The following is an 18845-nucleotide window of genomic DNA, read 5'->3' as shown; positions in this document are numbered from 1 at the left end:
CTGGACACCGGGCGTGCCGAAAAGGGAAAGTCTCGATGTCCTCGACAAGGGCCATTGGGGGGCTCCTATGGTGGAATCTCGCTCGAATCAGAAGACGATCGAGCAAAAAGGCGGAGTCGGATCGCTGCTCGGCACTCAGAAGCCGGGTCGCCCCGCAACTCCCGGGGTCGGGAAAACGCACGACGACGGAATGCTCGCCGGCACGTTCGACCCCGAGCTGTTCCGGGTCAATTCCGAGACGGTACTGAGCCGGCTGGAAAGCCACCTGGCCGATTCCTCGATCAGAGGGCTCGACCTGATCGACCCCGAAACGCTGACCCAGGCCGCCAGGGCCCTGATGACCCCCGAGCGCGGGAAGATCGCGCCCTTCGACGAGAAGCGGCTGGACGAGATCACCGACCTGTACATCAGGACGGGAATCCAGGTCCACTCGCCCGGGTACATGGGCCGGCAGTTCTCGGGCGTGGTGCCGCTGAGCGGGATCGTCGACTTCGTCGGTTCGGTGGTCAACCAGCCGTCCTCGTTCTACGAGGCGGGCCAGCTGCCCAGCGTGGCCGAGCGCCTCATGGCCGAGGAGTTGAACCGGTTCATCGGGTGGGAGCCGGACTCCTACGCCATGGTGACGACCTCGGGCGGGTCGCTGGCCAACCTGACAGCGCTGCTGGCGGCCAGGAACAAGGCGTTTCCCGACTTCTGGTCGGACGGCAGCCCGGCGGCCGACGGCCTGCTCCGCCCGGCCATCGCGGTCGGGGCGGACGTGCACTACAGCGTCTCGCGGGCGGCCGGGATCCTGGGGATCGGCGAGTCGCAGATCGTGCGCCTGCCGATCAACCGGGAGCAGCAGATCTGCCTGGAGCAGGTGCGGCCCGCCCTGGAGGAGGCCGAGCGGCGGGGGCTGCAGGTCTTCGCCATGGTCGCCTCGGCCGGCACCACCTCGGTCGGCGCCTTCGACCCGCTCGACGAACTCGCCGACATCGCCCGGGAAGCCGGCATCTGGCTGCACGTCGACGGCGCGCACGGCGCCAGCCTGCTGGTCTCCGACCGGCTCCGGCACAAGCTGCGGGGAATCGACAAGGTCGACTCCCTGGCCTGGGACGCACACAAGATGATGTTCGTCCCGGCGCCCTGCACGCTGCTGTTCTACCGGAACAAGGAGGACAGCCTCGGCGCCTTCCAGCAGCGCGCCAGCTACGTCTTCGACGAGGAGCCCGACCGCTACACGGAGCTCGACAGCGGCGCCAGGAACTTCGAGTGCACCAAGCGGCCCATGATCATGCCGCTGTGGACCCTCTGGTCCGTCTACGGCCGGGCCCTGTTCGCCGAGAAGATCGAATACCTCTGCGGGCTGACCGAGGAAATCCACCGGATCCTGCTGGACGAACCGGATTTCGAGACGGTGCACCGGCCGGAGGCGAACATCCTCTGCTTCCGCTACCGCCCCGCCGCGCTTCCGGACGAACGCGTGCACCGCCTCCAGGTGGCGATCAGGAACCGGATCAAGATCCGGGGGAATTTCTTCATCTCCAAGGTGAACATCGACGGGGTCGCCGCTCTGCGCGTGGTGATGATGAACCACGAGATCACCGCCGAACACTTCCGGATGCTGCTGGGCGAGATCAGGCGGGTCGGCACCGATCTCCTGGCCGACGCCGAGTGAACAACACCGAGTGAACGACACCGAGTGAACATCCGAGTGAACGACACCGAGTGAATGACACCGGTTGTCGCAGCCGGGAAAACGCGGCCGAGAAATCGCGGCCGAACGAACCGCGACACATGAACGAGTGAACAACAGAAGGACGGGGAATTGACGATGAGTGCAGTGAGTACCGCGCCCGCCCGGCCGGCGGCACCCGGCGGCGCCGACGAACTGGCGAGCTGGCTGATCCCCGAATGGGAGCTGAAGCCGGAGTCGGTCGACGCGGTGGAGAAGCTCCCCTCGTTCGCGAGCAAGCTCCAGGAGTGCGAGCGGGTCTGCCAGACGCCCTACAGCGAGGTCTCGCACGAGATCCAGGACGCCCTGGTGCTGCGCCGCCTCCAGCAGATGGTCAACACGGTGCGGCTCAACCCGCTGTGGCGCAGCCGGCTGTCGGGCGCCGGCGTCGACGACGCCCCGCGGTCGTACGAGGACTGGCAGCGGATCCCGCTGTCCGACAAGGAGACCCAGCGCGAGTTCTTCATGGACTCGCGCCCGGGCATGGTGGTGCCGCTGACCCGCGGCGGCTTCGAGATCGTGGCCAGCGGCGGCACCAGCGGCGGGAAGCCGCTGGAGTCGGTGTACTCGCTGCGGGAGCTGCGGGACACCTACGAGGTGGCCGGCCGGTTCATGGGCGACTACCAGCTCGGGAAGTACCTGCCGGGCAGCGACCCGAAGTGGCTGTACACCACCCTGGCCGACTACCAGATGTGGAGCAGCGGCACCATGGTGGGCGGGGTGCTGTCCCAGGTGCCGGGGATCAACTACATCGGCGCGGGACCGGTCACCGCCCCGGTGCTGGAGCACATGTTCTCCTACCCGGGCCCGAAGGCGCTGATGGGGATCACCGCGGGCATCGCGATCCTCAGCGAGCTCGGCGCCGGCATGAGTCAGGAGGCCAAGGAGAGCTTCCGGGTGGCGCTGTACGGGAGCGGGGTGCTGCCGCAGCGCAAGCGGGCCGAACTCAAGGCGATGTACCCGAACCTGACGATCCTCAGCTACTTCGCCGCCACCCAGGCCGAGACCATCGGGCTGCAGCTGACGGAGGAGTCCCCCTGCCTGGCGGCCGTTCCCGGGCTGCACCTGGTGGAGATCGTCGACGAGCGGGGCCGCTGGGTCGCCGAGGGCGAGGAGGGCGAACTGGTCGTCACCCGGCTGCACGGGCACGAGGCGCCGCTGCTGCGCCTGAAGCTCGGCGACCGGATGATCCGCCGCCCGAAGCTGGACGGGCCCGGGCTGAAGACCGGCCAGTTCGAGTTCGCCGGCCGCACCGGGGACATCCTGCACCTGAACGACAGCCAGTACTCGGCCCCGCGCGCGTACGAGGCGGTGCGCGAGGACCTGCTGAAGGCCACGGCGATCGACCTGGACGTGGTCGCCCACGAGATCCAGTTCGTGAACCACCGCGAGGGCAAGACGATCACCCTGCTGGCCTCGGTCGACGACGTCGCCGGTCTGACGTACCGGACGGACGCCGCGCTCGGCCCGTACGGGGTCCAGCACGTCTTCGTCAACGCGCTGCCCCGCTCGCTCTCGCTGTTCAACCAGGGCGAGGCGAACCCCGCCTCGATCGAGAAGACCGGTTACCGGTTCCTGGTCAAGTTCGTGCCCAGGGCGTCCGCGGAGATCGAGCGGACGTCCGTCGGCAAGGTGCCGCTGGTGCGCGACCGGGGCTGACAGGACCGGCGGGACGGTACAACTGCCGCTCCGGAACGTTAATTTGAGGGAATGGAGTGAGTATGAAGCCGCAAGTGAACATCGCCGTCGTGGTGGACGTGATCGGCGCGCTCTCGGACAAGACGCTGCTCAACGGCAACCTCTGTCTGATCGACGACGGGTCGTTCGACAGCAAGAACCAGGGCACGCCCGACCTGGTCACCGTGGTGGTGCCGGGCCAGGTGGTCCAGTGGTCCGCCCTGGCGGTGGACCTCCAGACGCCCGTCGAGATCCGGAGCATCAGCTTCGTGCCGGCGGACGAGGGCGCGGCCGCTGCCGCCGCGGCCGCCGCGGCCGCGTACGGCGTCGACCCGGCCGCCCCGGCCGCTCCGGCCGCCCCGGCCGAGGGCACTGCCGCGGGCGCCACCGACGGCACCGCCGAGGGCGCCGACGCCGCTGCGGCGCCGGCCGGCCACCACCTGGCGAACGGACAGCTGGACCTCAACGTCTGGTCCGGCGTGGTCCCGCCGTACCTGGTGCCCGGGGTGCCGTACCGCTACCGGCTGGAGCTCCAGATGTACGAGGGCGAGCACAGCGTGCTGCACATCGACTCGCCCGCACTGATGTGCCTGTAGGCGGAACACCGACAAGGAGGGTGGGCGCATGGCCCAACAACTGGCGATCATCGTGCTCGTGGACGTCGGCAACGCGCTGGAGTCCCGGAGCCTGACCGGCAACACCTATCTGTTCGACAACATGAAGCTCCAGGGCTCCCTGAACCAGGGCACCGGCGAGTTGGTCACCGCGATCAACGGCGCCTACTGGAGCGACGGCTCGCAGGCCGGCGAGCAGGTGCTCAACTGGCTTCCGTACAGCCTCGGTTCGATCCCCCCCACGGTGCCCCGCGGCTACCACACCATCCGGGCGCGGGAGGCCGAGCGGGAGGCGCTCACCGAGCTCGCGAACCTGACCGAGAAGCCCGGGGTGGCGAACGGCGACACCGATGCCGCGCTCGCCCGGATCCGGAAGACCGTCGGCACCCGGGTCAACGGCACCTCGCGCAGCCGGGCCCTCTCGGGGCAGCGCGTCCTGGACGTCACCGGCAAGGTGGTCGCCGACCACGGCCAGGACACCCACAGCTACCCGGCACCGGTGATCACCGACATCTTCGGCGAGGCCGTGGACGAGAAGATCATCTACCCGGCCGAGTACGGCTCCCCCGACCTGGTCACCGACGGCTGGTACTGGTCGGCGACGGTCGACGTCTCCCGGCCCGGGACCTACAGCTACAAGATGCGGATCCAGCTCCACGAGCTGATCCAGCGGTCGGGCGAGTGGACCTGGGAGCCGGTCAACCTGACCGTCGAGTCGAAGCTCCGGATCACCGCGGAACCCAAGCGGAACGGCTTCACCGGGGCCGGCATGGGCTACCTGCCGATCGCCCCGGCGACCTTCGGCTGAGCCCCCGACCAGTAAGTCCCGGAAAGGACGAGGAGGAGTAGATGACCACCAAGCCACGGCTGAAGACCACGCCGAAGCGCCCGATCTCGATCACCGCGGTGGTGGACTGCGTGGGCATGCTGGCGTCCCAGAGCACCACCGGCCACCTGTACCTGTACGACACCAACAAGGCCGGCGGGTCCGCCGACTTCGGCACCGAGCAGCTGCGGACCAAGGTCAAGGCCGGAGACCAGCTGCTCTGGAACGTGCTGGCGCTCGAGTGCGAGGCCTTCGTGGCCATCGACGGGATCGACATCGACCACGAGGTCTGCGAGCCGGTCCGGCAGGTGTACCCGGGCACCGACGTCGCCTACTGGACCGGCACCGTGAAGAAGGACGCCACGGCGCCCGTGCCGTACCGGATCAGGTTCCGGCTGGGCACGCAGGTCGAGCCGATCACCACCACTGTGTCGCCCGTCCTGGTCGGCCAGGCCACCTGACAGCTCTGAGCGGCGGACGGCTCCGAGCGGCTGGACCGCTCGGAGCGGCGCGCTCGAAGGAGGAACCTTGACAACCAGTGCACGCAGCACCTCGGCGGACAAGCAGAACCCCGGGCAGCTGAACTCGGTCCAGCTCAACGTCGTCACGTTCGTCAACATGGAGCGGGCCACGGCCAACCGCTCGCTGGGCGACGCGATGTACATGATGGACAACAGCGTCGGCGGGTCCGGCCAGGGCACCCGGCAGCTGGAGACCGTCTGCAAGCAGGGCCAGGTGATCAACTGGATCATCCGCCCGATCGACATGGAGCGCCGGCTGGACGGCACCTGGCCGCCCATGCCGAAGATCAACAACATCGTGGTCCTCGACACCGAACTCGGTGACGAGGAGGACGTGGCCGAGCGGAAGCTCTTCACCGAGCTCAAGATCTACGGCATGCCCGACCGCATGCGCTCCCCGCTGACCCCCGTCTACTACTACTGGGCCGGCACCGTCCTCAGCACCGCCAAGCCCGGCCTCTACCGCTACCGGCTCGTCGTCGAGCTGGAGCAGGAGGGCACCAAGGAGAAGCTCTACCTCAACACCGTCGACCACCCCGCCCTCCGGGTGATCGAGGTCTGACCCCCGCCAACACGGCAACAGCCCGGTGCCCCCGCCCATCCCGGTCGGAGGCACCGGGCTCCCCCACCCCCGGCCCGGCACGCCAAGACCTGTGCCCAGCCCGCGGGAACGACTGCGGCCCAGGTCGGGATCATGCTCCCGACCTGGGCCGCAGTGTGCGTTTCAGCTGTTCACGGGGTGGGCGCGGACGGTTTCGAACCGCCGACATCTGCTTTGTAAGTTCGATCTACCAGTATCCCGACGAGGACACGGTCATCTCGATAGTCACGCGTCAGTCCATCCACGCGCCCCTGCGATCGTGCACGTGCGCCGCCGTTGATGTCACAACCAGCCAAGGGCACTGGGGTTGATTTCCTTAAATGCCGAGACGAAAGTCCTCGGTCTTCTGCCGAATCAGCTCTGCGGGAAGGAAGCCGCCTGATGGCCAAGCGCAACCCGAATCGCGCCGGCACCGTGACCAAGCGCAAGGACGGCCGATACCAGGCCGCCGTCTACGTCCCGCAGCCCGACGGCACGACGGCACGACGGCCCGCAAGTTCGTCTACGGGAAGACCTGGGACCAGTGCGATACCAAGCGCAAGGAGCTGGTGGAACGCGCCAAGCAGGGCGTCGCCACCCCAACCCGGTCGGCGAAGCTCTCCGAGTGGCTGCCGTACTGGCTGGAGCACTTCATCAAGCCCCAGCGGAAGAAGACCACCCACGCCAAGTACGAGACGCACGTGCGCCTCTACCTGGTCTCCCTGCTCGGCGCCAAGGGTCTGGAGACGCTGAGCCCGCGCGACGTGCGGACCTTCCTGGCGAAGGTCACCAAGCAGTCCAGCGCCGCCACCGCGAAGGAGTCTCACCAGGTGCTCCGCTCGGCGCTGAGCGCCGCGTGCCGGGACGAGCTGATCGTGCGGAACGTCGCGACGCTGGTTCCGCCGGCCCGGGTGACGAGCCGTGAGGTCAAGCCGTGGACGCTTGACCAGACGCTGACCTTCCTCTCGGCCAGCCGCCCCGATCCGCTCTACGCCGCGTTCGTGCTGGCCATCACTCTCGGCATTCGGCGCGGCGAGATCGTCGGGCTCCGTTGGTCTGAGGTCGACCTCGACCACCGGGTCCTGGTCGTCCGCGAGCAGGTGCCGCGCATCCGCGGTGAGCTGTACGCGGACACGACGAAGAACGGGAAGCGCCGACCGGTGCTGCTCCCCCGGATCTGCGTGGTGGCGCTGCGCTGGCACCGGATGCGGCAGGACGATGCCCGGCGTGCGGCCGGAGAGAAATGGGAGGAGAGCGACTACATCTTCATCACCCGGACCAGTCGGCCGATCGAGCCGACCAACCTCTACCGCTCGTTCGTCCGGGTGTCGAAGGCCGCTGAGGTCCTGGCGGTCCGGCTGCACGACACCCGGCACGGGTGCGCGGCGCTGCTCGTCGCCTGCGGGGTGCCGCCCCGGGTGGTGATGGAGATCCTCGGCCACAGCCAGATCGGGCTCAAGATGAACGTCTACACCCACGTGGCGCAGGACACTCAACGCGAGGCGCTCGACAATATGGACCGACTGCTCAAGCGCCGCTGGTAGCACGACGACGGCATGCGTATGTCCCGGGTCGATGCCGACCGGCGACATACGCATGGCACGGGTACCAGCATTTTGAACACGCATTCGATTAAGGGGATTTGTCGGTCCCCCCGACTACAGTCCGATCTCAGATGCTCTTTCGGTAAGCACACCCTAGTGACCGCTTGCGGATGCTGTGGGAGCATCGGTTGGTTAGCCAGATGGGCCATTGGGAGGACACATGCGGTTCAGTGAGACGTTCGGCGTTGTTCGTTCCGAGGAGGACGATTGGTTTGACCCCCTGCTGCTAGCAGATACCAACCTTTGCGTCGACCCCTTCTTGATTTATGACGATCAGGAAGAGTTCTGGGCACATTCCCATGACGACATGATCGACTTTTTTGCCATGGTACTGGCACTAGTAAAAGGGTCCAAGGGGAATGAGAAATCACCCTCATGGAGCAAGGCCAAGTCCCTTCTTCTTTTCCCAGAGCCAGATGAGTTCTGCTTGGGAGTAACCGAAGGAAGCCCGAAAGGGTCCGGTGCGGGGAAAGGGCTCCAAGGGCCTATGCTCGCGAGCGCCAAAGTTGCAGTGGGCCACGACATTGAGTCCGTCGAGCACATCGAAGAACTAGTTCTATTCCAGGAAGGAATGGGCCTGGATCGAATTAGCGACATGGTTTGCAATGTACTTAAATCATACTTCATCAAGTATACGCAAGCCATCGCAGTTCGCCACTCAGTGCCGATGGAGAAGATTCGCGTCAAACACTCCTCGTGGGACAACGCCAGCGCCAGGTGGAGGGATGAACTGGTCGACCTCCCCAGAAACCCATACACAGGCTCAGGGGTACTCCTCGCCCCTGCCCGTTTCCTGCGAGAGCTCCTCACTGTTGGACCGGACGAATTCTGGGATTGGGCATGGCGGGAAGAGCCGGAAACCCTGCGCGGCAACTTCAACTATGACCTCGCCTGGAAAGTCCCGGCCGCATTGAAAGCCCAAATGGCGCGCCAGAACCCAGAACTCGTCAAGGACTTCATGCGGGTGTGCGAGTCTCGCGAGAAGTCTCCATACGATATCGTGAACGACCCGCTCTTGAGGACCACCACTTATGAGCTGGGAATGTCGCTGGCTCATGAAAACCCGCTCGCTTTTACTCCGACCAAAGCCGAAGAGTTCCAGCGATTCATCGAATCCCTCGTGGAAGCCTACGGACATGGAATTGAGCAATCAGACGGATGGCGACTTCTCTGGGACAAGGATAGGTTTCGCCCCGAAAGCGCTTGTCAATCCCTTTTTCGCTTCGCAGCCTCACACTACTGCCGAGCTCACAAAATCGACATTACATCAGAGGCCAACGCCGGCAGAGGTCCCGTTGACTTCAAATTTGTTCAGAGCTGGTCATCTCGAGCCCTGATTGAAATGAAGCTCGCGAGCAATACGGGCTTCTGGCATGGACTGACAAAGCAGACGGTACAGTACTTGAAGTCCGAAGAAATCAAGCATGGGATCTTCGTCTGCATTGGATACGAAAATAAGCACTTCGATCCAAAATTCCTTGGGGAAGTCAGGCTGCTCGCAGCAAGAACCTCCGAGGAATACGGAGTAGAAATCAAGCCGATGTTCATCGACGCAAGGCCGAAGCAATCAGCTTCCAAGCTTCGCTAACGCTGGCTAGATGGACCTGTCCGGCATGTCTGCGAGGCCAACCCGGGCGGGAGTAGGCGTCCGCTGCTACCCATCGCGAGCCGACTCTCCGTGAGGGCTGTCTGCCACGAGGTCCTGGCTCATGCCCCGCCACTGATGTCAGGTTGAAATGTCAGATGCCCCGGACCGATTTCGGTCCGGGGCATCTGTGCTGGTGGGCGCGGACGGTTTCGAACCGCCGACATCTGCTTTGTAAGAGCAGCGCTCTACCACTGAGCTACGCGCCCCCTGCCGTGGCCCGGCGGGCGCACGACGAAAGGCTAGGGTACCTGGTCCCGGGGGGTGGTGGGGGCCGGGTGGCCGGTGGGGTGCGGGGCCGTGCGGTGGATGAGGCGGGAGGGGGTGACGGGCCGGCGGGGGGATCGGGGAGAATGGGGCCGGATCAGCGGGTCGGAGCAGGGAGCGCGCAGTGACGGTGGCCGGCGGGAGCGGGCGGGGGCGGCGTCGGGCGGGGAGTGCGCTGGCCGACGCCCTGGTGTTGCCGGTGGTGCTGGCGGGCGCGCTGGGGGCGGTCGGGCTGGCCTCGGCGGGGACCGGTGGCTGGTGGGGGCGGCGCGGCGGCGGCGAGGGCGGACGGGCGCAGGCCCGGGAGGCCCGGGCGGCGGCCCAGGAGGCGTTCTACGAGCTGGAGGAGACCCAGCGCGAGGTGCAGCTCGCGGTGGAGACGGTCCGCGCCGCCGAGGAGGGCCCGACGGCCCAGCGCGCGCTGGCCGACCTGGCGGCGATCTCCGGCCGGGTCGAGCAGGTCACGGTGAACTACCTCGCCGCGCTCGACGCCCACAACCTGGACAGCGAGACCCTGGACGCCGGGACGGCCGCGCAGGCCACCCGTCTGCTGGCGGACGTGAAGGGCCAGCTCGGCTCGGCCCGGGCGGAGCTGGGCGACTTCCTGCGGCGGCTGCAGCCGACCGTCGAGCACGCCGAGCGGCAGCTGATGCGGGTCACCCCGGCGGTCGAGCTGGCCAAGCGGGCGCTGCTGGCGGCCACCACCGCGCTGGACGAGGCGCGCGGCGCCGGCCTCCGGGCGGACGACCTGGCGGCCCGGCTGGCCGAACTGGCGCCCGAGCTGGGCCGGTTGAACGAGGGCCCGGCCCGGCACGGGGTCGCCGACACCCTGCGGCGCGCGGACGACGTGAAGCAGCGCGCCGAGGCGATCGCCGCCGATGCCGGGCAGCTGCCGGAGCGGGCGCGGGAGATCGACCGGCGGGTGGCGAGCCTGCGGACCCGCATCCAGGCCCTGGAGACCAAGGCGGCGACGGTCGATCCCGCCCTGAGCGAGCTGCGCCGCCGGTTCAGCACCGCCTGCTGGCAGGATCTCCAGCGGGTGCCGGACCAGGTCGCCGAGACCGGTCGTTCCGCCGAGCGCAAGCTCGCCGAGGCCGCCCGGGCCCGGGACGAGCAGCGCTGGGCGGACGCCACCGCCGCGATCGGGACGGTCCGCGCGTTGCTGGAGACCGCCGACGGCTCGGTGGCCGCGGTGAACGACCGGCTGCGGCAGCTGAACGAGGTGCAGCACGACCCCAACCGGGAGATCGAGCGCGCCCGCTTCGCGATCCGGGACGCCCAGCGGCTGGCGATGGCCGGGCGCAGCGCGCCGGATCCGCGGCACGCCGCCCCGCTGGACGAGGCGGTGGCCCGGTTGGACCGTGCGGTGGCGGCGCTGGAGGCGGCCGGCCGGCACCCCGACTACTGGCACTTCCTGACCGAGCTCGCGGCGGTGCGGGACACCGCGGCGCGGGTGATCGGGCTGATCCGCGGCGACCTCGGCGGCCACCGGTAGCACGGGGGGTGGGGCGGGTGGCACCGGCAGCGGGACGGAGTGGTGCCCCGGCCGGACTGCCGACGGACACCCCTGCTGGGTACCCTGCCGGTATGCCACGCTACGACTTCCGCTGCCGCTCCTGCGGCGCCACCTTCGAGCTCCGCCGCCCGATGGCCCTGGCCAACGATCCCGCGGTCTGCCCGGAGGGCCACGAGGACACCGTGAAGCTGCTGTCCGCCGTTGCCGTCACGGGCGGTGCGGCCGCCGGCCGGCAGGCCCCCGCGTCCGGGGGCGGCGGGGGTGGCTGCTGCGGCGGCGGCTGCTGCGGCTGACCCGGGGCACACGCACCCGCCGACTCCCGGCCCCGGCTCCCGGCTCCCGGCTCCCGGCCGTCAGGCCGTGACCGGCACGGCCGAGGCCCCGGCCAGGAAGCGCCGGACGATCTCCTCCCCCGCCGCCACCCCCACCTCCGCCAGGGCGGTGACGCCGGGGGCCGTCCACCCGCGGTCCGCGAGCTCGCCGTGCCCCGGGCGCCAGCCCGCGTCCGCCGCGAGCAGCAGGTCCGCGTCGAGCAGCGAGTCGCCGGCCGCCAGTACGGTGTCCGCGCCGCTGCGCCGGACGACCTCGGCCAGCGCAGCGCTCTTGGTGAGCGGCGCGGGCACCGCGTACACCTTGCGTCCCTGCAGGGAGACCGTCCAGCCGCGCTCGGCGCACCAGCCGCTCAGCTCTGCCAGCCAGCCGTCCGGCAGGTCGGCGCGCTCGACCACCAGGTAGGCGAACAGCTCGTCGGCGACCTTCCGCTTGTGCGTCCACTCCGGGTCGGCGCACAGGGCGAGGCGCCGGACGACCTCCTCCAGCGGGGCCGAGCCGGCGGCGATCCGCCCGGTGATCTCGGCCCGCCAGTCGGCGTCCGGCACGCCGTCCACCAGCAGTTGCCCGCCGTTGGCGCAGATCGCGTACGCGGGGGCCCAGTCCGGCGTCGGGCCGGGCAGGCTGACCCGCCCGTACTGCTCGGGCGTCCGGGTGGTGGCCGGGACGAAGCAGGCGTGCCGGGCGAGTTCGGCGAGCAGTCCGGCGGCACGCTCGGTCATGAAGGACAGCGGCCGCCCCTGGTACACCTCGACGCAGAGCAGCCTCGGCGCGAGCCGGTCGGGCCCGGCCAGGGCCATGGCCCGCTCGGAGTAGATCAGTGTCCGATCGAGGTCGCTGGCCACCAGAACACCCATCAGGAATCCCTCCCCGGTACCGAAACCGAAACCGCATCCGTAGCCGTAGCCGTAGCCGTAGCCGCATCCGAAACCACACCCACACCCGCACCCGACACCGATCCCGAGCCCAGGCCGACGTCCGACGCCACCGCGCGCCCGTCGCCCCCGGTCGCCCCGCGGCTGTAGCGGGGGTGGATCAGCCCGACGCAGGTGTACGGCAGGCCGTCCACCTCCTCGACCTGGACGCCGCGCTGGGCGGCGAGCAGCCGGACGTGGTCGAGGTCCGCGCCGGCGCCGCGCCGGGCGAGGATCCGCCAGGGGACGCGGCGCAGCAGCACCCTGGTGGTCTCGCCGACGCCGGGCTTGACCAGGTTGACGTTGTCGATGCCGTACTCGGCGCTGATCCGCTCGACGGCGGCCCAACCGGCCCAGTCGGGCGCCCGGTGCGGGTCGGCGGCGAGCCGGTCGGCGCCCTCGGCCGCCGCGGCACGGACCTCGTCGAAGCGGGCGGCCACCGCTTCCAGGAAGGCCGCCGAGACATCGCTCCCGGCCAGTTCGACGTAGTGCTTGGCGCCGTGGAAGTCGTCCGGCCCGATCAGTCCGGCGCGCAGGACGGTGCGCGAAACCAGCCCGGAGACCGTGGAGTTGAGGCAGGCGGACGGGATCAGGAAGTCGTCCCGGGTGCCGTACGTCCGCACGCAGCGGCCCGGGTCGGCGAGCACCGCGAGGTCCGGGTCGAAGCCGGTGCCGGTCAGCGCGTCGGCCAGTTCGCGGGTGATCGCGCCCTTGCCGGTCCAGCCGTCCACGAACACCACGTCCTGCGCCCGGTGGTGGGCGGCCAGGTACCGCAGCGCGACCGGGTCGATGCCGCGTCCGCGCACGATCGAGAGCGCGTAGTGCGGCACGGACAGGCCGTGCGCGTGGGCCAGCCAGCGGCGGATCAGGATGCCGACGGGCGTGCCGGCCCGGGCCAGCGAGGCGAGCACCAGTCCGGGGCCGCGCTCGCGCAGCAGCGTCTCGGCGACGGTGCCGACGGCGAGCGCGATCCGGCCCGCGGAGCCGCGCAGCGCCTGGTGGAAGAGCTCCTGGTACTCGGGGCTGGGCTGGTACTCGACCGGCAGCGACTCGGCGTAGTGCGCGCCGCCGTTCTGGACGGCCTCCTCGCGTTCCTCGGTGGGGGCTTCGAGGGCGACCCCGGAGAGGTCCTTGAGCAGCCAGGCCACTTCCTCGGCCGGGTAGGAGGAGAAGGCCGGCCCGTACAGCGGCGCGGGGAGCGCCGGAGGCGCCTCGGCCCGCCGCGCGGCGGGCACGGGCACCGGCCGGTGCGAGGGCAGCACGGCGAGCGCCACCCGGTCGGTGACCCGCCGCAGCTGGCCGAGCAGCGCGCGTTCGCCCTCGTGCAGCGCCGGGGTGTCGGCCACGTCGTCCACCACGAGCACCACGGCGTCGAAGCGCCGTGCCGGGTCGCTGCCGGGGGCCACGTTGTACGCGTAGCGCTCGGGCGAGCCGCCGTCCTGAGGGTCGTCGTGGGCGGGGAAGACCAGCCGGGTGCGGATGGCGTAGCCGGGATCGTCCACCGCCAGGACGGGCGAGCGGGTGGTGGTGGAGAACCGGACGCGGTCGCCGCCGAGCCGCTCGTCGAGGGCGCCGGCCAGCCGCAGCGGCGCGTACATCAGTTCCTCGAAGCCGAGCACCAGCACCCGCCGGGCACCGGCGGGCAGGGCTTCGGCGAGCTGCCCGGCCAGGTGCGGCAGGGCGGCGTCCAGCCGGGCGCGGTCGTGGGCGGTGAAGCCGTGCCGGCCGCCGTCCGGGAGCCCGGCGGGCCAGTCCAGTGCGACCCGGACGAGCGGCGCGACGGCGGCCACCGGCGCCGCCGCACCCGGCACGTCCACCGGCACGTCCCCCGGGACACCAGCCGGAACGCCGCCCGACGCCTCCGCCGCGATCAGCCGCTCGGCCCGCGCCACGACGTCCTCGGGAAGCTCGACGCCCCCGCTCGCGGTGGCCACCAGGTCCAGCCGGACGCCGAGTTCGGCGGCGGCCTCGTCGAGCCGCCGCCGGTCGGCCGCCGAGCGCAGGTCCACCAGTGCGACCACCACGTAGTGCCCGCGCGGGTGGCGGGCGTGCAGGTCGCGGATGGTGTTGAGCACCGTCCTGCCGGTGGAGAACTCGTCGTCCACCAGCACCAGCGGCCCGTCCCCGGCGAGGAGCGCGGGGTCGGCCGGGAGCAGCAGGTGCGAGGTGGCGTGCGAGTGCTCCTCCTCGAAGCCGCCGAGCGGGGTCATTCCGGGCACCGGGCGGCGGGTGGAGTGCAGGTAGGGGGCGTCCAGACCGTCGGCGACGCTGTGGCCGAGGCCGGTGGCGGTCTCCGCGTAGCCGAGCACGACGGCCCGCCCGGCCGCCCGCGCGCCGAGCAGTTCGCGCACCCGGCGGCCGAGTTCGAGCCCGGCGCCGTGGACCACCGAGGGCTGCTGCGGGACGTGCTTGCCGAGCACGTTGGAGACCAGCAGGTGGGCGCGCCGGGGGTTCCCCGAGCGGAGCGCCAGGCCGACGAGTTCGGGGAGGCGCTCGGAGCCGGTCAGTGCGATCCCGGCCCGGTCGGCGACCCAACGGCCGGTCCACGTCTGCGGTGTTGCTGTCACTGCTGGTCCTGCTTTCGATGGTGCGTTGGTCGTATCCGCGCTCACGGATCCGTCGGACCCGTACTCACGGATCCGTCATATCGGCGCCGCGGAAACCGAAGGAAACCGGCGGGAACGGCTCGGTCTCGGCCACGGGAACAGTCAGCCGCACAGGCAGGCCGACAGCAGTTCCGCGAAGCTCACGTCCTCCCGGGCCACCCCGAACACCTCCGCCCGCAGCAGCACCCGCTCCGCCCAGGCCCGGTGCGGCCGGGCCTCGTTCATCTTGTTGGTGTACGCCGAGCGCAGCACCCCGCCGCCGTCCTGCTCCTGCCGGAGGATGTCGCGGGCGTCGCAGTACTCCTCGTGCGTGACCACGGACAGGGCGTGCACGGCGGGGACGTGGCTGGGGTGGATGCAGGTCTTGCCGAGCAGGCCGTTGGCCCGGTCGAGTTCGACCTCCCGGATCAGCCCGTCCAGGTCGTGTTCGATGATCCGCCGGCGGACCTCCTCGCCGGAGGCCGGAAGCCCCCCGGCCGCCGCCCCGGCTCCGGCCCCGACGGGGACGGAGGTGCCGGCGAACGGGGTCCGGCGCAGCTGCGGCTTGAACATCCGCTCCTGCACCGGGAAGTACTCCCAGACCGGTCCGGTGACGGTGTGCCCGGTGCCGTCCGCCCGGCCGAGCACGTTGACCACGTCCCCGATCACCGCCGCGACCAGCGCCACGTCGTACGCGGTGAGGTCGGGCGAGCGCCGCAGGCCGTACGCGGAGCAGAGGTCGGTGACGCCGAGCCGGACGGCGAGCACCCGCTCGCGGTGGCCGGCCAGCAGCTCGGCGATGCCGAACAGCTGCTCCCGCCTGGTCTCCAGGTGGGCGAGTTCGGGCGACTCCAGGACGGGCATGGCGAACAGCCGCCGCCCGGTCGCGGCCTCGGCGGCGGCCAGCGCCGCGAGGTACTCGCCGCCGTTCGCGGGGGTGAACTTCGGCAGGACGAAACCGCTGAGCAGTTCCACGGCGGGTCCGAGGCGCTCGGCCAGGTCGAGGATCTGGGCGGCCGCGCGGACCCTGATGAAGAGCAGGGGGTGGCTCTGTGTGCAGTCGGTGAAATCCTTGACCAGGTCATTCAACTGCTCGACCAGGTTCCGCTCCCCCGCGTCCACCTCGTGATCGGCGATCGCGTCCTCCAGGCAGAGCACCATCGAGACCACGCCCCGACCAGCGAGTTTGCGGATGTCGGCGGCCAGGGCGGGCCTGGTGGCCGGGCTGTAGAGGGTGCCGCCGAGGGCGGTGGCGAGCACCGCCGGCGCGCTCCGCGCGCTGAACGGGCGCGGCTGCTCCAGGAAGAGCCGGCCGCGTACGTCCTCGGCGAGGTGGCCGAAATGGCGCAAGGTGCTCTCCTCCAGGAAGTGGGCGGGCCCGCGGCCCGCTGCCGGCGACACCCTGGTCAACCGGCCGACCGGGCGCCATGGTTCCCGGGCGCGCCTCCGCCGGACGCCCCTGCGTCGAACCCCCGGGGACCTTTCGACCGCCCATCGTACGGACGGGATCCGGCCGGTCCCGGTTCCCCGGCACTGAACTCCCGGAACATCCCGGTCCACTTGGACGATCACCGGCGCGACCGCGGCGAACTTCGGAAACGACGGCGGCAAACCTCGGAAAGCGCAAGTCTTGGCAAAGTCCGACGCGGCACGGACCGGTCCGGTCACGTTGTCCGAAGGGGTGGCGAACAGGCAGGATGGTCGGCTATGACGCACGTGATGGCCAAGGGCGCCAACATCGCACTGCCGGCGGCGGCGGTCCGCGCCGTGCTGCGCTGGAGCGCCACGCCCGGTGCGCCGGACGTGGACGCGTCCGCGCTGCTGCTCGGCGCGACCGGCAAGGTCCGCTCGGACGCCGACTTCGTCTTCTACAACCAGCCCCGCCACCCCTCCGGTCTGGTGCGGCACCTGCCCAAGCAGCAGACCTCCGGCGGCGCCGAGATCATCGACACGGTCGAGGTCGAGCTGGGCAAGCTGCCCGCCGAGGTGGACCGCGTGGTGCTGGCCGGCTCCTCCGAGGGCGGGCCGTTCCGCTCGGTGCCGGGGCTGCGCCTGCTGCTCTTCGACGCCACGGCCGGCGAGAACGGGCCGGCGCTCGCCGAGTTCGAGATCGACGACGCCGAGAACGTCACCGCCCTGGTCGCGGGCGAGCTGTACCGCCGCTCCGGGGCCTGGAAGTTCCGGGCGATCGGCCAGGGCTACACCTCCGGGCTGATCGGCCTCGCCACCGACTTCGGCATCACCGTGGACGACGAGGCGGAGGCGGACTCGGCGTCGGCCCAGCCTCCCGGGTCGACCGTCGGCACGCTCGACCCGCGCAGCACCCCGCTGCCGGACCCGCGCTCGGCCGCCCCCGAGCCGGGCACCTTCACCCTGGCTCCGGCCGTCCCGCAGTCGCCGCCGGCCCAGCCGCCCGCGGCACCGCCACCGGCCGTCGCACCGTCCGCCGCCCCGGCCCCGGCCGCCGCCGCGAGCGCCTCGCCCGCACCGGCCACCCCGCCGCCGCCCACCGCCCCGCCGACCGTGCCCCCGCCGCCCACCGCTCCCCCGGGCCACCAGCCCGGCACCGGCTACGGCTACCCCCAGCAGCCCGGCACGGGGTACGGCTACCCGCAGCAGCAGGCGGGCGGTTACGGCTACCCGCAGCCCGGCGCCGGCCGGCAGCCGCAGCAGCAGCCCTACCCGCAGCAGCCCGGCGGCTACGGCTACCCCCAACCGAACCAGCCCCAACCGAACCAGCCCGCGCCGAACCAGCCCGGGCCTCAGCAGCACCCCGCCGGCTACGGCTATCCGCAGCCCGGCACCGGCCAGCAGCCGCCCGTCCCGCCGCAGCCGCCGACGACCCGGCCCCCGGCGTCCGCCGGCGAGGAGTTCGCGCTGCCCCCGCAGGGCCCGCAGTTCCAGCCCCGCTGACGCCACCCCCGGCGGGGCCGCCGCACCACCGCTCCGGCCCCGCCGTCACACCTCCGTCGCACCCGTCGCACCCGTCGCGCCGCCGATCGCCACCGATCGCCACCGACCGCCGACGGTCCGCGTCACTCGCTCTTGTACCCGCGCTGCCACTGCATGCCGAACCCGTACAGCCGGTCGATGTCCGCCTGGAACCCGTTGACGTACCGCACCTCGCGGCGCACCGTCAGCTGGTTGTCCCCCGCGTTCTCGATCAGCACCACCGCGCAGGAGCGCGCCGCCCGGGCCCGCTCCTCCAGCTTGATCTCGATCCGCGGCCCGGTCTGCGGCACGATCGTGACCACCGCGTGCGACTGCTCGAAGGCCGGCGTGCCGTCGTAGATGTAGACGAAGATCAGCAGCCGCTTGAACTTGTCCTTCTTCTCCAGGTTGACGTACATCGTCTCGCCGGACGGCGCCCCGTACTGGTCGTCGCCGCTGAGCTTGACGAACGGCGGGTTCTGGAGGTCGCCGAAGAGCCCGCCGAGCGGCTGCACCACGCCCGTGGTCCCGTCCGAGAGCTCGTACATGCAGGCGAGGTCGAGGTCGACGTTCATCGGCCCGCTGCTCTGCGCCGAGTCCGGGTCCTGCGGCCGCAGGATCCGCGGACTGAGGAACCGCTTGACGGAGTCGAGGGTGCTCGGCCGGGCGGCGCCCCCGGAGCTCATCGTCCAGTGCAGGTTGACGTACAGGTAGCCGGTGGTGGCGGCGGACCCGGTGATCGCGTGCTGCGGGGCCGACTTGGTGAGTATGACCTTGTGCTGACCGCCGGGGTTGTCGAAGGTGTAGCTCCTGTCCCCGCGCAGGTACTCCCAGATCGAGACCATCCCGTCCTCTCCCCCTGCTCCCGCCAGGCGTTCTGACGGTCCGCCGACCAATGATCGGGCATCGGCCCGGCCGTCGGATACCCCGTCCGGCCCTTCCCCTACCCAACCGGGCGCCATCGGCGGGTCGATTGGCCCCGGGAAGCCGCCCTCCCGTAACATGCCGCCCCTTCGGACGCGATATCGTCTAGCCGCACAGGTGTCCCGTCCGCCCCTGCGCGGGCGCGGCGGGCATGCCGTGCGGCGACGAACGAACCGTCAGGCAGTGCCCGCACGACT

At 70.6% G+C, this 18845-nt stretch carries 14 protein-coding genes, 2 tRNA genes and 1 pseudogene; 11 read left to right on the top strand and 6 right to left on the bottom strand.

The window, feature by feature from the left end; genetic code table 11:
* The first annotated feature begins 190 nt into the window (after positions 1-190).
* The 6 genes from ACWD4P_RS15470 (at position 191) to ACWD4P_RS15445 (ending at position 5914) form a co-directional block, all read left to right on the top strand.
* Entirely contained in the window at positions 191-1657 is a 1467-nt protein-coding gene (locus tag ACWD4P_RS15470) for a pyridoxal phosphate-dependent decarboxylase family protein (RefSeq protein WP_449779932.1), read from the top strand.
* Positions 1658-1813: 156 nt separating this feature from the next.
* Positions 1814-3373 (top strand): hypothetical protein, encoded by a 1560-nt coding sequence (locus ACWD4P_RS15465; RefSeq protein ID WP_359820753.1) that lies wholly within the window; start codon positions 1814-1816, stop codon positions 3371-3373.
* A 62-nt stretch (positions 3374-3435) separates the two neighbouring features.
* The gene (locus ACWD4P_RS15460; RefSeq protein ID WP_449779931.1) at positions 3436-3987 is read left to right on the top strand and encodes a hypothetical protein; all 552 of its coding nucleotides are present in this window, start codon (positions 3436-3438) and stop codon (positions 3985-3987) included.
* 28 nt (positions 3988-4015) lie between these two features.
* Positions 4016-4813 carry a hypothetical protein gene (locus ACWD4P_RS15455; protein ID WP_359820748.1) on the top strand — a complete coding sequence of 266 codons (798 nt, stop codon included), beginning with the start codon at positions 4016-4018 and terminating at the stop codon, positions 4811-4813.
* A gap of 41 nt (positions 4814-4854) precedes the next feature.
* Entirely contained in the window at positions 4855-5292 is a 438-nt protein-coding gene (locus tag ACWD4P_RS15450; RefSeq protein WP_359820746.1) for a hypothetical protein, read from the top strand.
* A 67-nt stretch (positions 5293-5359) separates the two neighbouring features.
* Entirely contained in the window at positions 5360-5914 is a 555-nt protein-coding gene (locus ACWD4P_RS15445) for a hypothetical protein (protein ID WP_359820744.1), read from the top strand.
* 178 nt (positions 5915-6092) lie between these two features.
* On the opposite strand, the gene ACWD4P_RS15440 is transcribed toward ACWD4P_RS15445, so the two are convergent.
* Positions 6093-6204 (bottom strand) — tRNA-Leu (locus tag ACWD4P_RS15440).
* A gap of 130 nt (positions 6205-6334) precedes the next feature.
* Here ACWD4P_RS15440 and ACWD4P_RS15435 point away from each other — a divergent pair.
* A pseudogene (locus ACWD4P_RS15435) lies at positions 6335-7476 on the top strand (tyrosine-type recombinase/integrase).
* Positions 7477-7696: 220 nt separating this feature from the next.
* Positions 7697-9124 carry a hypothetical protein gene (locus ACWD4P_RS15430; protein ID WP_359820742.1) on the top strand — a complete coding sequence of 476 codons (1428 nt, stop codon included), beginning with the start codon at positions 7697-7699 and terminating at the stop codon, positions 9122-9124.
* Between the two features lie 191 nt (positions 9125-9315).
* Here ACWD4P_RS15430 and ACWD4P_RS15425 read toward each other — a convergent pair.
* Positions 9316-9390: transfer RNA gene (locus tag ACWD4P_RS15425), tRNA-Val, on the bottom strand.
* A 182-nt stretch (positions 9391-9572) separates the two neighbouring features.
* Here ACWD4P_RS15425 and ACWD4P_RS15420 point away from each other — a divergent pair.
* Both ACWD4P_RS15420 and ACWD4P_RS15415 read left to right on the top strand, forming a co-directional pair.
* Positions 9573-10943, top strand: a complete 1371-nt coding sequence (locus ACWD4P_RS15420; protein WP_449779930.1) for a hypothetical protein — start codon at positions 9573-9575, stop codon at positions 10941-10943.
* 92 nt (positions 10944-11035) lie between these two features.
* The gene (locus ACWD4P_RS15415; protein WP_359820736.1) at positions 11036-11257 is read left to right on the top strand and encodes an FmdB family zinc ribbon protein; all 222 of its coding nucleotides are present in this window, start codon (positions 11036-11038) and stop codon (positions 11255-11257) included.
* A 60-nt stretch (positions 11258-11317) separates the two neighbouring features.
* Here ACWD4P_RS15415 and ACWD4P_RS15410 read toward each other — a convergent pair whose 3' ends face one another.
* The 3 genes from ACWD4P_RS15410 to ACWD4P_RS15400 all read right to left on the bottom strand — a co-directional run bounded on the left by ACWD4P_RS15410 (position 11318) and on the right by ACWD4P_RS15400 (position 16143).
* Positions 11318-12151, bottom strand: a complete 834-nt coding sequence (locus ACWD4P_RS15410; RefSeq protein WP_449779929.1) for an HAD family hydrolase — start codon at positions 12149-12151, stop codon at positions 11318-11320.
* Positions 12151-14775, bottom strand: a complete 2625-nt coding sequence (locus tag ACWD4P_RS15405; RefSeq protein ID WP_449779928.1) for a phosphoribosyltransferase — start codon at positions 14773-14775, stop codon at positions 12151-12153. Before ACWD4P_RS15405 ends, ACWD4P_RS15410 begins: the two co-directional genes overlap by 1 nt.
* A gap of 141 nt (positions 14776-14916) precedes the next feature.
* Positions 14917-16143 (bottom strand): HpcH/HpaI aldolase/citrate lyase family protein, encoded by a 1227-nt coding sequence (locus tag ACWD4P_RS15400; RefSeq protein WP_449779927.1) that lies wholly within the window; start codon positions 16141-16143, stop codon positions 14917-14919.
* A 357-nt stretch (positions 16144-16500) separates the two neighbouring features.
* Here ACWD4P_RS15400 and ACWD4P_RS15395 point away from each other — a divergent pair, with 357 nt between their 5' ends.
* On the top strand, positions 16501-17706 hold the full coding sequence (locus ACWD4P_RS15395; RefSeq protein WP_449779926.1) for a TerD family protein: 1206 nt from the start codon (positions 16501-16503) through the stop codon (positions 17704-17706).
* A gap of 122 nt (positions 17707-17828) precedes the next feature.
* On the opposite strand, the gene ACWD4P_RS15390 is transcribed toward ACWD4P_RS15395, so the two are convergent.
* Positions 17829-18569: a Tellurium resistance gene (locus ACWD4P_RS15390; protein WP_359830998.1), complete on the bottom strand. Its 741-nt coding sequence runs from the start codon at positions 18567-18569 to the stop codon at positions 17829-17831.
* Positions 18570-18845 lie beyond the last annotated feature (276 nt).

The sequence above is a fragment of the Kitasatospora sp. NPDC002543 genome, from assembly GCF_053594915.1.
Note: the sequence above shows the minus strand (reverse complement) of the source record. Positions and strands in the feature narration are given on the sequence as shown.